Consider the following 13,273-nt stretch of genomic DNA (forward strand, 5'->3'; position numbering starts at 1 on the left):
CCCAAGGTTTTGAAGTTTTGTCGGTACAACCCAAGGTGTGAATTACCCACGCGCCAGCGTAATAACCATTCCCATATTTGTAAAATCCTTATCTCATTTTCTCATTTGTCACCAAAAGGTATATACCCGCAAAATCAGTTCTATCGGCAGGTCGGGCGTTAATTCAGATATGAAATATAAACAGCAATGACCTTGTCGCTTTTACCACACTATATTTGTGGTTTTTCACAGGTATTACACCAGGAAAAAGGTCCCGTCATGACATTATCCAAGTTATTGCTCCCGCTGCTGATTGCCGGGAATTTATCGACTGCGTGGGCAGCCGAGCAAATTGTTCCGTCTTCTACCACTTTCCATGTATCCGCCGATGAATCGCTGAAAAGTAAGCTGCCAGCCGATATTGCAAAACGCGGATACATTGTCGCGGGCACCAACCCAAATACACCACCGACGACGTTTTTCCAGGAAGACAATAAAACCCTCGCAGGCCGTGAAATCGATGTGATGAATGCCGTTGCGGCGCGTCTGGGTGTTGAAGTGCGCTGGCAGGATACCGGCGGTTTCGACAACATTATTCCGGGGCTGAAATCCGGGCGCTATGACGTGGCGCTGTCTAATATTAACGCCACCAAAAAACGCCTCGAGCAGGTCGATTTTGTCAGTTATTACGATGCGTCGCGTCTGGGCGTGATTTCCCGTAAAGACGCCAATATCGCGCCGTTCACGGCTTTTGATGCCGTCTGCGGACAGGAAATCGGTGCCGGTGCCGGGACGACGCAAATCGGGCGTCTCGAAGCGGCCAGCAAAATTTGTACAGATGCAGGCAAGCAGCCGATCAAAATTGCGGTATTCCCGGACCGTCCGTCCGGCGTTCAGGCCGTGGTCAGTGGCCGCGTGCCGATGTTCTTTGGCCCGTATGAAGGCCTGACATATCAGGTCAGTCAGGTGAAACCGCTGGCGCTGTCCGGCACCATTCATGTGGATGACGCACCGGTTTCTGTGGCATTCCCGAAACAATCCGCGCTGGAAGAGGCCGTGCAGGCATCACTTAACTCGCTGATTAAAGACGGGACTTACCAGAAGATTCTCGATAAATGGTCGATTGGCTTTGGCGCAGTGAAAGAATCCAAACGTAATGAAGAGATTTTCGGATGAGCACTGAAATACACGGTCAGCAGCCGGAAGAACTGCGGATCGTCGGTAAGAAATACATCGGGCGCTGGATAAGCGCCCTGATCGTCGTTCTGGTGCTGGGTGCCGCCGCCCATTCCATGCTCAATAACCCGCGTTTCGAATGGTCGGTGATTGCAGAAAACTTCACCGGCCCGTCGATTTTGCAGGGCGTTTTGATGACGTTGCAACTGACCGCCATTTCGGTGATTTTCGGCTTTGCCGGTGGCACCGTGCTGGCGCTGATGCGGTTATCGTCTAATCCGGTGCTGGTCGCCGTGAGCTGGGGGTATACCTGGTTTTTCCGCGGGGTGCCGATGCTGGTTCAGCTGTTTCTCTGGTACAACATTGCCGCGCTGTATCCGACCATTTCGTTTTCGCTGCCGTGGGCAGGGGAAATCTGGAGTGCGTCTGCCAACGCGTTAATCAGCCCGTTCAGCGCCGCCGTGATTGCGCTGGTAATGCACCAGTCGGCGTATGCCGCTGAGATTATCCGTGCGGGAATTCAGAGCGTGGGCACCGGCCAGATTGAAGCCGCGCGTGCGCTCGGTTACCGGCCCGCGTCCATATTCCGTCATACCGTGTTGCCGCAGGCGATGCGGGCGATTCTGCCGCCAGCCGGTAATGAAGTGATCGGTCAGCTGAAAACCACGGCGGTGGTGTCGGTGATTTCCCTGCAAGACGTGCTGTTTTCCGCGCAGATTATTTATCAGCGCACGTATGAAGTGATCCCGTTATTGCTGGTCGCGACGCTCTGGTATCTGGTGCTGACCTCGCTGCTTTCGGTGATTCAGTATTACGTCGAGCGTCATTTCAGCCGCAGCAGTTTGCGCAAGGTGAAACGTAAATCCAAACCGCGTAACGAGACGCCGCGAGCGGTGAATACCGGCCTGAATGCAGGAGAAACCAGCCATGGGTGAGGCGATTGAGTTCCGGAAAGTCACCAAACGTTTTTCAGGAAACACCATTCTTGACGAAATCAGCCTGGATATTCCGGCGGGTTCGGTGACGGTGATTTTGGGGCCGTCCGGTTCCGGGAAATCCACGTTGCTGCGCTGCATTAATCATCTGGAAAAACTCGACGGCGGCACCATTCGTATCGGCGGCGAGCTGGTGGGCTACCGGCAAAAAGGTAACGCGCTCTATGAACTGAGCAGCGGGAAAATCGCTGCACAGCGCAGCCGTACCGGCATGGTATTTCAGCAATTTAATCTGTTCCCGCACCGCACGGTGCTGCAAAATATTACCGATGCGCCGCTGCGTGTGAAGAAACAAAGCCGCCAGCAGGTGCTGACCAAAGCCCGCGCGCTGTTACAGCAGGTGGGCTTAGCCAGCCGCGAAGATGACTGGCCACAGCAGCTTTCCGGCGGGCAGCAGCAGCGCGTGGCGATTGCCCGTGCGCTGGCGATGGATCCGCAAGTGATGTTGTTTGATGAACCGACGTCGGCGCTCGATCCCGAACTGGTGGGCGAAGTGTTGCAGGTCATCAAAAAGCTGGCGCATTCAGGTATCACGATGGTGATTGTGACGCACGAAATCGGTTTCGCGCGTGAAGTGGCCGATAACGTCATTTTTATGGAAGGCGGAAAAATCGTGGCATCGGGGCCGGTGAAAACCGTGCTGGATGAAGCGGAGAACGTCCGTGTCCGCAATTTCCTGTCTACCGTGTTGTAGAATCTGCGCCAAAAAGAACATTACACAGCTGCGGCAAACTGTCGCGGCTCTCCAGCCTGCTCAGTGCCACAATATTTGCCCGCTGCGTGTCAGTCATCCCCGGCAGGCAGGCACGCAATTTCCCCGGTAAATCAAAGGCAATCGCCAGACTTTGCTGGCGGGTAAAGCGTTTTTGCAGCGTTTCTCCGTTGCGTAAAAACACCGTGACCTGATGAAAACGCGCTGCCGGATTCAGTTCATCCGGCGGGGCACGGTGATCCGGGGTGCGGGTGACGCTGGCAGCCAGCGCGGCGATTTCGGCGTCCGGCGGGTTTTCGGAGAAATTCTGTATCAGTAAGGCGTCACGCAACAGGCTGGCGGCAATCACGTATTCCAGGCTGAAACGCGCCTCGATACCGTTCGACGGCGCGCGTACTGACGCCGCAATATCGCCGCCCGGCGGGAAAGACACCTCAATCCGTTCCACCGAATCTTTCAGGTCACTGACGGACTTTCCCTGTTGTAACCACTCATGACGGATCGCCCGCGCGGCATCGGCGGCGCTGTGCGTGCCGCCACAGGTCGGATAGGGTTTGAACTCCAGCCCCGGCGAGACGATACGCCACGGCGCGCCCCAGCTTTCGGTGAGTTTTTCCGGCTGCTGCTGACCGGCGCAATAGGCGTCGAGAAAACTCTCGAGCACGTTTTCCGCCTGGCCGTGAAAACCGGCCAGCGTCAGCAGGGTGGAGGTGACAGCAATCTGCGCCGCCAGCCCGGCGTGCAGCGGTTTTACCGCACTGCCGAATTGCGCGCGTAACCCGGCTGCCTGCGTTGCTGCCATGCCCAAAATAACCGCCGTTTCGGGTTCGCTGGCGCAGACCAGCCGCGCACAGGCGGCAGCCGCGGCAATCGTGCCGAGCGTGGCGGTACTGTGGAAGCCGAGTTTGTAATGTTGCGAACCGGCCGCCAGCCCGAGGCGACCGGCGGTTTCCACGCCCGTCACCCACGCATTGAGAAACTGTTCGCCGCTGAGGTCTGGGCGATCAGATGCCAGCGCCAGCAGCGCAGGCAAAATCACCACACCGGGATGACCGCGAAAATCCGGGTGGAAATCATCGAAATCCAGCGCATGACCGGCGTAACCGAGCAGCACGGCGCGTGTCTGCGCATCGTCCGCACGGTATACCTGCTGCACACTTTTCAGCCCGGAATCGCCGGCTTCGCCGAGCACAACGGGCAGGGTGACCGCCAGAAAATCCAGCAGCCCTTCACGCGCATTTTCACGCGCTTCGGCGGAGGGACGCGCGCTGACGATAAGCTTTGCCAGCGATGAAGTCAGTGTCATTTAATTTTCCTGTTTCAGGCCTGCGGGCTGACCCGCCAGCCATTCGGCATGGCGCGCTTCGTCGAGGATCTTTTTTAGGTACAGCGTGATATGGCCTTTGCCGATGTCTCTTTCAAAGACCGGCTGAAAACCCAGTTTGATGTACATTTCGCGCAGCCACGGATGGCTGGTGGCCGTGCCGAGGGAATACGCCGGGGCTTTCAGTTCGCTGATAAGAATGTGTTCTTCCAGCCATTCCAGCAGCCGTTTGCCGAGGTTCTGGCCTTTATAGTCCGGGTGCGTCCCGAACCAGCCGATATGCGGCAGGCCCATCGGCCCCGGCAACGTGCCCCACGGGAAGCGTAAAGTGACTGATGCCACCATCCGCTGGTCATCAAACAGGGCAAATACCGTGTGTTCATCGAGATGTTTTGTCACCCGCGCCAGATCGGCAGTGGCGGCGTCAAACTGAATGCCGAGGGCTTTGATCGGGGCGTACGCGGCCAGCATCAGCGACAGATATTCGTGTTTGTCGTCTGAATTCAGCCGCCGGAAATGTGGGGTCATCGCGCAGGTTTCTCCGGGGGTGATAAATGACCGGACTGTTCGGCGAAGCGGATAACGTCATCCACTTTCTGCGGCGCACAGCCGATGTAATTTGCCGGATCCAGCCAGTGATCCAGATCTTCTTCTGAGATGCTGGCGGCCAGAACCGGGTGTGCTAATAGCACGGTTTTAAAAGATAACCGGTTCTCGAACGCCTGCATAGCACAGGCGTAAACCAGATGATGCGCCGTCTGTTTGCCGATCTTTTTACCCACCTCAAACATGATTTTTTCCGACAACAGCAGGCCGTCCTGCATGTGTAAATTCTCCAGCATGCGGGTTTTGTTCACCGTCAGGCCGGACAAAATGGCGTGGGCGTTTTGCAACTGCGCGGAAAGGTAAATCGAGATTTCCGGCAGGGCAATCCACTCCGCGCGCCAGCTCATGGCATCGCGTTCGTGCTCGACGTGCATGGACTGATAAATCAGCGACGCGCTGTGCAGCAGCGGGGCAGTCAGGCTGGCTAAGCCCTCGATGGCGGCCGGATTGCGTTTATGCGGCATCGTCGTTGAGCCGATTTTCCCCACGCTGAACGGTTCTTCAACTTCATTAATTTCGGTGCGCATCAGGTTGTAAAGTTCGTTACCGATTTTGCCCAGCGTGCCGCTGACAAGCACCGCCGTACTGGCGTATTCGGAGAAACGGTCGCGCGCCGCCTGCCAGCCGATGTTCGGCGTGTTCAGGTTCAGACGTGCCAGCGTGCGGCGTTCAACTTCCGGGCCTGCTTCACCAAGTGGGGCATACGTGCTGATCGCGCCGCTGAGATTGCCGGTCAGCAGACGCGGCGTAATGGCCTGAAGGCGATCAAGATGGCGGATAAATTCATCCAGCCAGACGGCAACTTTAAAGCCGAACGTGGTCGGCAGCGCCTGCATTCCGTGGGTGCGGCCCGCCATGAGCGTGTACTGATGTTCGCGTGCCAGATTTTTCAGTACATTCGCCAGCGCGGTGCTGTCACGCACGATCACTTTCATTGTCCGGGCGAGCTGCAACACCGTCGCGGTGTCCACGATATCCTGGGTGGTGGCACCGTAATGAATGTATTCACCGGCCTCGCCGCACTGTTTTTGCAGCGCCGCGAGCACCGGCATCAGGGAATGTTTCATCTGCGCGCCGGAGGCCGCGATTTCATCGATATTCAGCTGGCTTGCGTCCGCCAGTTCGGCAATAGAAAGTGCCGCCTGTTGTGGGATCACGCCAAGTTCGCCTTCGGCTAATGCCAGCGCCACTTCGACATTTATTTGCTGTGTCAGACGATTTTTCTCTGACCAGATTTCCCGCATTTCCGCTGTGCCAAAATTATTGCCAAGTAAAAGAAAATCTATCGGATGTGAGGCCATAATACGCTCTGTTTTTCTGAGGGTTAATTAATGTGTCTGGCAAAGTTAATAATCAATACCGGGATGTTGCCGCCATCGGATATTCTTTTTTTTGCTTATTAAATTAACCCCTTGCGCCGCTATAATTTCTTTGATCCAGCACAGGATGCAAGAGGTTTTGAGACTAAAGCTAAAATTCATCTATTCTATTGCGAATTAGTGAATAAGGATCTGCATTCAGAACTTTGTTTATTATTTCGATTCTCGTAGGATGTTTATATAACGACTTAATATATCCCATATCCGAATTCCTGTTTATTACGGGCAGGCAGTTTATTCCATTACTGACCAGAGAATAGGGCATCATCGTGTTCGCTATAAAATCACCGCAAACCTATCACCATCAGCCGGGGCTGCGTTCCCGCACAGGTGAACTTCTTGCCGCTCACTCCACTGAAATCGCCATTATCACCAGCCCGACAGCGTGGCAGGCGGTAAATCCGCAACTGGAAAACAGCCTGCGTGAGGCGGGGATCCGCTGGCAGGTGAATTTCCTGACCACTGAATGCACCGATGCTGCGATTGAAACGCATCTCAACGCCGTGCGTGCGCAAAATGCCACGCTGGTGCTGGGGATCGGCGGCGGGCGCGTGCTGGACTGCGCGAAAGCCATCGCGGATCTGATTGGCGATATTGTGCTGGTGACCCTGCCAACGGTGGCCGCAACCTGCGCCGCCTGGTCGCCGGTCAGCATTATTTACAACGCGCAGGGCGGGCACGTTCGCAGCCAGCCGTTGTCGCGTATGCCGCTGATGGTGCTGGTGGACAGTGAAGTGATCGCGCAGAACGATGTGCGTTATCTGAAAGCGGGCATCGTGGATGCGCTGGCGAAGTGGTACGAATTCCGTCCGTATAAACAAAAAAGTGACGACAGCCTGGCCCTGAATCTCAAGGTACAGGCCGCAAAACTGGCGGTGGAAACCTTTGAGAAATACGGCACGCAGGCGTTGCTCGACAACGTCCGCCGCGAAGTGACGCCGGCGCTGATCAAAGTGATCGACGCCAATATCGCGGCAGCGGGCATGGCAAACAGTATGCGCGATGAAACCCCGGCACCGGGCGTGGCGCACGCCATTCATAACCGTTTTACCCATCAGCCAGAGCTGCATGACTGGCTGCACGGCGAGAAAGTCGGGTTCGGCCTTTTGGTGCAGTCGCTGATGGAAAGCGATAACGGCGAACCGGAGCCGGAACTGCTGGCACTGCTGCGGCAGTATGGCGCGCCGCTGGCGCTGCCGGAACTCAACGGCAACCGCGATGAAATCCTCTCGGCGATTGCCCGTGAAGTGAAATTTTCCGCTGAAAACGCGGCGCGCCTGCCGTTTTCCATGGCCGCTGAACACATCGAAAAAGCCCTGCGGGCGACAGAAAACCAACATTATTGTTAGGAACACTTTATGACTTCTTCTTCAGAAAACACCAGAAAGCTGCGCCTCGGTTTGTTCGTTCAACCGCTCGGGCATCACGTCAGCGGCTGGCGTTTAACCGGACAGCTCGGTTCGCCAACGGACGTCGAATGGCTGACGTGGATCGCCAAAAAAGCCGAAGAAGGCAAGTTCGATATGTTCTTCATCGGCGATGCGCTGGCGACCAGCGTTTACCGCCTGCCTTCCACCATGGCACGCCTCGAACCTCTGACGTTGCTGGCGGCGCTGGCCGTTCAAACCCGTCATATCGGGCTGGCTGCCACGGCATCCACTACCTTTACCGATCCGTTTAATCTGGCGCGCAGCTTCTCGTCGCTGGATCACATCAGCCAGGGCCGTGCTGCGTGGAACGTGGTGACGTCGTTTTCCACTGACGTGGCGCGCAATTTCAGCCGTGAAGATATGCCGATGCACGCCGAGCGTTACGCGGTGGCACATGAGTTTCTTGATGTGGCGTTCAAGCTGTGGGAAGGCTGGCAGGAAGGCGCGGTGGCGCCGGACAAAGACAGCGGCCAGTATTTCGTGAATGAAAAAATTCAGCCGATCAATCATCGCGGGAAGTATTTCCAGGTGCAGGGGCCGCTGAATATCACGCGTTCACCGCAGGGACGTCCGGTGATTATCGAGGCCGGTTCTTCCGCTGACGGCCAGAAGCTGGCTGCTGCCACCGCCGAAGTGGTGTTTACCGCCGCCGCCACACTGGAAGAAGCGCAGGTGTTTTACCGTTCGCAGAAACAGCAGGTGAAAGACGCGGGGCGCAATCCGGATCATGTGCTGATCTTGCCCGGCGTGATGCCGATTGTGGGCCGCACGCGGGAAGAAGCGCGTGAAACGTGGCGCGAACTGAATTCGCTGGTAGATATCGATAACGGCATCCGTCAGCTATCGACCCGCTTTAATAGGGATCTCAGCCAGTTCCCGCTCGACGGCCCGGTGCCGGATGTGCCTGCCGGAGAGGGTAATCAGAGCCGTGTGAAACTGCTGACGGATCTGGCGTATCGCGAAAATCTGACCCTGCGGCAACTGGCCGCGATTGCCGCCGGATCGCGCGGACACCGCGTGCTTGTAGGGACCGCCGAAGATATCGCCGATGATTTCCAGCACTGGCTGGAGCAGGGCGGCGCGGACGGTTTCAATATTATGCCTGCCATCATGCCGGAACAGCTTTCGCTGTTTGTTGAGCTGGTGATCCCGGAATTACGCCGTCGCGGCTTGTTCCGCGAAGAGTATGAATTCAGCACATTGCGCGAAAATCTCGGTTTGCCCGCGCTTTAAATCAAGGATAACGGTATGACGATTTCGTTGTCACAGCGCGTACAACGCGTGTCGCTTTCTGCCAACGCGGCGGCAAAACAGCGCACCAATGATCTTAAAAAGGCCGGGGTTGATATTCTGGATCTCACCACCGGTGAACCGGATTTTGATACGCCGGAGCACATCAAGCAGGCGGCGTACGAGGCGATTGCTCGCGGGGAAACCAAATACACGCCAACGCCCGGAATCCGGGCACTGCGCGAGGCGGTGCAGCGTAAATTACAGCAGGAAAACCGGCTGGAGTTTGGCATTGATAACCTGATGATTGCCAACGGCGCGAAGCAGGTGATTTTCAATGCGTTTGCGGCGACGTTAAACGACGGCGATGAAGTAATTGTGCCGGTGCCGTACTGGCCGACCTTCCCGGACAGCGTGCGTTTTAACGGCGGCATGCCGGTGTTTGTGGAATGCCATCTGGAGCAGGGTTATAAGCTTTCGCCGCAGCAACTGGCGGCGAGCATTACGCCGCGCACGCGCTGGCTGGTGCTCAATCATCCGGGGAATCCGAGCGGCGCGGTGTATTCAGCGCAAGAATTACAGGCGCTGGCCGGTGTGCTGCGCGGGCATCCGCAGGTGCTGGTCATGCTCGATGACTTATACGAACACATTCTGTTTGATGGCCGCGAACACCGTAATTTGCTGAACGTGGCGGAAGATTTTCAGGCGCGCAGTTTGCTGGTCGGCGGCGTGTCTAAAACTTACGCCATGACCGGCTGGCGCATCGGTTTCGGTGCAGGGCCAAAAGAGTTGATCACCGCGATGACCGTGGTGCAGTCGCAAATCAGTTCCGGTGCCAGTTCTGTGAGCCAGGCGGCGGCGCTGGCGGCGTACACCGGCGGGCTGGATTTCCTCGTGCCGCAGGTGGCGGCGTACCAGCAGCGGCGCGATGACATCACGGGTATTCTTTCCAGCGTCGACGGGCTGGAACTGTTGCAGCCGCAGGGCGGTTTCTTCGTCTTCTGCCGCTGTGCAGGGCTCATCGGGCGTTACCGGCCGGGTGGCGCGAAAATAGAGAACGAAGCCGACGTGATGGACTATTTGTTAGAGAGCGGTGTTTCCGGCGTCGGCGGCAGCGCGTATGGCTTGTCGCCGTATTTCCGGCTGTCGATTGCCACCGATAACGCGACGGTGATTGAAGCCGGGCGTCGCATTGCGGCGGCGTGCGGACGGTTAAGTCCGGTGCTTTAGCCCGGTAAACCTATGGGGTGGCCGCCCGTACGGGGTTTACGTCAAGTTCAAGGTCAAGGTCGTGGGCGTCGGCCCACACCGACCAGAGACCCGGTAACGCGCGGGCCTCTGGACTCCGCGCTTTTTAACTGCGCGCTGTCGCTGGCTGGCACTGTTTCAGCAACGCCGGTTAGTGCCGCAAACGCCGCCGCTGCGCGGTACTTTCGCTTCGGGTTCGAACCTGCTCGAAAACAGACTCTCGCCGTTTCTCACCACTCCCTCAACGTCGTTTTGAAAGCGGCCAGAGGCTTTTTAGTTCGCAACCTCACCATGCTATTCATTATTTTTAAAAAACTTAGAAGTCTCAAAATCGATTGTTTTCAATGGATATATGGCGCACTCAAAATCCAGCTGAACGGAGCGGCTTCGAGACCAATGGCTCGAAGACCGAGTGAAGGAAGCACGAAGTGCCTGGATTTGCGCCACACGCTGATGCGAAAGAATATGTCCATCGGCCCAGCGATAGCGCGCAGTAAAAAAGACGTGGAGATTCCAAAGAGGCCCCGTCCTGGGCCTCTTTGGTCGGTTTCGGCGCAGTGAATTAAGCGATCACAGTTATTGAGAAACCGAAACTTCCTCGATCCCGCCATCACGGCGAGTGAGAAACCGAAACTTTCTCGATCCCGCCATCACGGCGAGTGAAAAAAACCAAATTTCATAAAAGCGTCACTTAACCCCGTTAGGTTATGCCCATCACCGGCAGAGACGGGCAACAAACATGAGTTATTTATCACTCCATCACATCCACAAAACCTGGGGCAATAAAGTGGCGCTCGACGACATCAGTTTTGATGTGGAAGAGGGCGAATTTATTGCGCTGCTGGGTCCTTCGGGCTGCGGAAAATCCACCATGCTGCGCACGATTGCCGGGCTGGAATCGGCAGACAGCGGGGCGATTTATTTTCAGCAATCGGACGTCACCGCGCTGACGCCTTCGCAGCGCAAACTGTCGATGGTCTTTCAGTCTTACGCGTTATTTCCGCACATGAGCGTGCGGGAAAATCTGCTGTTCGGGCTGCGGGCGCGTGGCGAAGATAAACGGCAATTTGCCTCGCGGCTGGCGGATATCAGCCGGCTGATGGAGCTGGAACCGCTGCTGGACAGGTTACCTTCCCAGCTTTCCGGCGGTCAGCAACAGCGCGTGGCGCTGGGACGGGCGGTGATCGCCAATAACCGGCTGTGCCTGATGGATGAACCCCTTTCCAATCTTGATGCCAAGCTGCGTCAGAGCATGCGCCGCGAAATTCGTGCGATTCAGAAAAAACTCGGCCTGACGATGGTGTACGTCACCCACGATCAGACCGAAGCGATGAGCATGGCCGATAAAATCATTCTCCTTAATGACGGACGTATCGAGCAACACGACACGCCGGACAACCTGTACAACAACCCGGAAAGTGTTTTTGCGGCGCAATTTATCGGTGCGCCGCCGATGAACATCCTGCCGCTGACGCGTCGCGGCGAACATCATTATCTCGCCACGATGCCGTTGCCGGTGGTGGAAATGTCGGGTGACGCCTCGCTCAGTCTGGGGCTGCGCGCCGAAGATATTCAGCTGACCGATGCCACGCAGGCAGGGCTCACGGCGCAGGTTATCAGCCACGAATACATGGGTGCCGATACGCTGGTGGTGTGTTCCCTCGCCGGTGCCACTGAACCACTGACCGTAAAAGTGGCGGGCATGAAACGCTTTGCCGAAGGCCAGCCGGTCGGGCTGCAATGGCAGACCAGCGCACAATATTTTTTCTTCACGACGGGCGGAAAACGCTGTTATGAGGCGGAGGAATTTTGTATGCCCTCCGGCCAGAGAGTCGCCGTCTAGCGGCCATTTATCGTCGTGAACTCTTTTTTTTTTACACTGACAACAACACTTGCCGAAGGGAAAATCATGTCACTTGCTCATCGCTTTTCACGCATTGCCACTGCCGTTTTACTGATCACCGGAACCTCTGCCTTTGCGGCCGATCCGGTGAAATTACAGATGTATTACCCGATTGCCGTGGGCGGAAAAATCAGCCATACGGTCGATACGCTGGTGGAAGATTTTCAGAAAACGCACCCGGATATCACTATTCAGCCGGTTTATACCGGTGATTACGCAACGACGGTAACGAAAGCGCTGACAGCGTTTCGCGGGGGCAATGCGCCGCAAATCGCGGTGATCGGTGACATCGAAGCCTATTCCCTGATTGACGCGGGCGCGATCGTGCCGGTGAGCGATCTCGCCAATGACGCGGAAGGGAAAAAGTGGATCGACGGCTTCTACCCGGCCTTTATCCGCCACATTCAGGACAAAGTCTGGAGCATTCCGTTCCAGCGTTCGACGGTAGTGTTGTACTGGAATAAACAGGCGTTTGAGAAAGCGGGCCTGAGCGGCGACACGCCTCCGGCCAACTGGCAGCAGGTGGTGGATTTCGGTAAAAAACTGGTGGTACGTGACGGCAACGACGTCAAACAGTGGGGGATCGAAATTCCTTCCACACCAAACGGTTACTGGAACTTCCAGGGTATCGCCGCCACCAACGGTAGCCATCTGGATAACGGCAAAGGCACCGCCGTCACATTTGACACGCCAGCCAACGTGGAAGCCCTGCAATGGCTGACCGATCTGGCGCAGAAAGACGCGGTTTCCCCGAAAGGCGCGATTGCGTGGGGCACCACGCCGCAGGATTTCATCGACGGCAAAACTGCCATGATGGTGACCACCACCGGCAACCTGACGACGGTGCGTGACAACGCGAAATTCCCGTTCGGCGTAGCGATGTTGCCGGAGAAAACGCAGCGCGGCAGCCCGACCGGCGGCGGCAATCTGTATGTTTTCAAAAACGCGACGCCTGAGCAGCAGAAGGCTGCGATGACGTTTATCCGCTGGGTATCCGCACCGGAACAGGCGGCGCGCTGGAGCATCGCGACCGGTTATGTTGCGACATCGCCAGCCGCATGGGAAACGCCGGTGATGCAGGATTACGTGAAAAAGGTTCCGCAGGCGCTGGTGGCGCGTGAGCAGCTGAAATACTCGCAGCCAGAACTGTCGACGTACAACAGCGTGCAGATTCAGGAACTGATGAACCACGCGATTGAAGCGGCGGTGACGCAGGCGAAAACGCCGGCTGACGCGCTCAGTTCTGCCCAAAAACAGGCTGACCGCCTGTTGAAACCGTATCAGTAAGGTT

At 56.6% G+C, this 13,273-nt stretch carries 11 protein-coding genes; 8 read left to right on the plus strand and 3 right to left on the minus strand.

What is annotated here, in order from left to right; all coding sequences use genetic code 11:
• Positions 1-258: 258 nt before the first annotated feature.
• Genes ACM5QY_RS15120 through ACM5QY_RS15130 form a run of 3 tightly spaced genes read left to right on the plus strand, consistent with a single transcriptional unit; the run spans position 259 to position 2,844 of the window.
• Positions 259-1,155 (plus strand): ABC transporter substrate-binding protein, encoded by an 897-nt coding sequence (locus ACM5QY_RS15120; protein ID WP_416121571.1) that lies wholly within the window; start codon positions 259-261, stop codon positions 1,153-1,155.
• The gene (locus tag ACM5QY_RS15125) at positions 1,152-2,090 is read left to right on the plus strand and encodes an amino acid ABC transporter permease (protein ID WP_416121572.1); all 939 of its coding nucleotides are present in this window, start codon (positions 1,152-1,154) and stop codon (positions 2,088-2,090) included. Before ACM5QY_RS15120 ends, ACM5QY_RS15125 begins: the two co-directional genes overlap by 4 nt.
• The gene (locus tag ACM5QY_RS15130; RefSeq protein ID WP_416121573.1) at positions 2,083-2,844 is read left to right on the plus strand and encodes an amino acid ABC transporter ATP-binding protein; all 762 of its coding nucleotides are present in this window, start codon (positions 2,083-2,085) and stop codon (positions 2,842-2,844) included. The genes ACM5QY_RS15125 and ACM5QY_RS15130 overlap by 8 nt, the downstream gene beginning before the upstream one ends.
• Here ACM5QY_RS15130 and ACM5QY_RS15135 read toward each other — a convergent pair.
• The 3 genes from ACM5QY_RS15135 to purB are packed head-to-tail and all read right to left on the minus strand — an operon-like array spanning position 2,831 to position 6,093.
• Positions 2,831-4,168: an MmgE/PrpD family protein gene (locus ACM5QY_RS15135; RefSeq protein WP_416121574.1), complete on the minus strand. Its 1,338-nt coding sequence runs from the start codon at positions 4,166-4,168 to the stop codon at positions 2,831-2,833. The genes ACM5QY_RS15130 and ACM5QY_RS15135 overlap by 14 nt on opposite strands.
• Entirely contained in the window at positions 4,169-4,714 is a 546-nt protein-coding gene (locus ACM5QY_RS15140) for a GNAT family N-acetyltransferase (RefSeq protein WP_416121575.1), read from the minus strand. It lies immediately after the preceding gene.
• On the minus strand, positions 4,711-6,093 hold the full coding sequence (gene purB / locus ACM5QY_RS15145; RefSeq protein WP_416121576.1) for an adenylosuccinate lyase: 1,383 nt from the start codon (positions 6,091-6,093) through the stop codon (positions 4,711-4,713). Before purB ends, ACM5QY_RS15140 begins: the two co-directional genes overlap by 4 nt.
• Before the next feature lie 347 nt (positions 6,094-6,440).
• On the opposite strand from purB, the gene ACM5QY_RS15150 reads away from it, so the two are divergent.
• The 5 genes from ACM5QY_RS15150 to ACM5QY_RS15170 all read left to right on the plus strand — a co-directional run bounded on the left by ACM5QY_RS15150 (position 6,441) and on the right by ACM5QY_RS15170 (position 13,269).
• Positions 6,441-7,520 (plus strand): iron-containing alcohol dehydrogenase family protein, encoded by a 1,080-nt coding sequence (locus ACM5QY_RS15150; RefSeq protein ID WP_416121577.1) that lies wholly within the window; start codon positions 6,441-6,443, stop codon positions 7,518-7,520.
• Positions 7,521-7,529: 9 nt separating this feature from the next.
• Positions 7,530-8,834, plus strand: coding sequence for an LLM class flavin-dependent oxidoreductase (locus ACM5QY_RS15155; RefSeq protein ID WP_416121578.1), 1,305 nt, complete (start codon positions 7,530-7,532; stop codon positions 8,832-8,834).
• Between the two features lie 15 nt (positions 8,835-8,849).
• Entirely contained in the window at positions 8,850-10,061 is a 1,212-nt protein-coding gene (locus ACM5QY_RS15160) for an aminotransferase class I/II-fold pyridoxal phosphate-dependent enzyme (RefSeq protein WP_416121579.1), read from the plus strand.
• Positions 10,062-10,818: 757 nt separating this feature from the next.
• Complete coding sequence (locus ACM5QY_RS15165) at positions 10,819-11,922, plus strand: ABC transporter ATP-binding protein (RefSeq protein ID WP_416121580.1); 1,104 nt, start codon at positions 10,819-10,821, stop codon at positions 11,920-11,922.
• Positions 11,923-11,988: 66 nt separating this feature from the next.
• A complete protein-coding gene (locus tag ACM5QY_RS15170) occupies positions 11,989-13,269 on the plus strand; it encodes an ABC transporter substrate-binding protein (RefSeq protein WP_416121581.1) in 1,281 nt (426 codons plus the stop codon).
• Positions 13,270-13,273 lie beyond the last annotated feature (4 nt).

The sequence above is a fragment of the Rahnella sp. PCH160 genome (assembly GCF_047784855.1).
GTDB lineage: Bacteria > Pseudomonadota > Gammaproteobacteria > Enterobacterales > Enterobacteriaceae > Rahnella.

Bases quoted from the DNA above. Each gene is read 5' to 3' on its own strand.
- ACM5QY_RS15120 (WP_416121571.1), top strand. From the start codon at position 259: ATGACATTATCCAAGTTATTGCTCCCGCTGCTGATTGCCGGGAATTTA.
- ACM5QY_RS15125 (WP_416121572.1), top strand. From the start codon at position 1,152: ATGAGCACTGAAATACACGGTCAGCAGCCGGAAGAACTGCGGATCGTC.
- ACM5QY_RS15130 (WP_416121573.1), top strand. From the start codon at position 2,083: ATGGGTGAGGCGATTGAGTTCCGGAAAGTCACCAAACGTTTTTCAGGA.
- ACM5QY_RS15135 (WP_416121574.1), bottom strand. From the start codon at position 4,168: ATGACACTGACTTCATCGCTGGCAAAGCTTATCGTCAGCGCGCGTCCC.
- ACM5QY_RS15140 (WP_416121575.1), bottom strand. From the start codon at position 4,714: ATGACCCCACATTTCCGGCGGCTGAATTCAGACGACAAACACGAATAT.
- purB (WP_416121576.1), bottom strand. From the start codon at position 6,093: ATGGCCTCACATCCGATAGATTTTCTTTTACTTGGCAATAATTTTGGC.
- ACM5QY_RS15155 (WP_416121578.1), top strand. From the start codon at position 7,530: ATGACTTCTTCTTCAGAAAACACCAGAAAGCTGCGCCTCGGTTTGTTC.
- ACM5QY_RS15160 (WP_416121579.1), top strand. From the start codon at position 8,850: ATGACGATTTCGTTGTCACAGCGCGTACAACGCGTGTCGCTTTCTGCC.
- ACM5QY_RS15165 (WP_416121580.1), top strand. From the start codon at position 10,819: ATGAGTTATTTATCACTCCATCACATCCACAAAACCTGGGGCAATAAA.
- ACM5QY_RS15170 (WP_416121581.1), top strand. From the start codon at position 11,989: ATGTCACTTGCTCATCGCTTTTCACGCATTGCCACTGCCGTTTTACTG.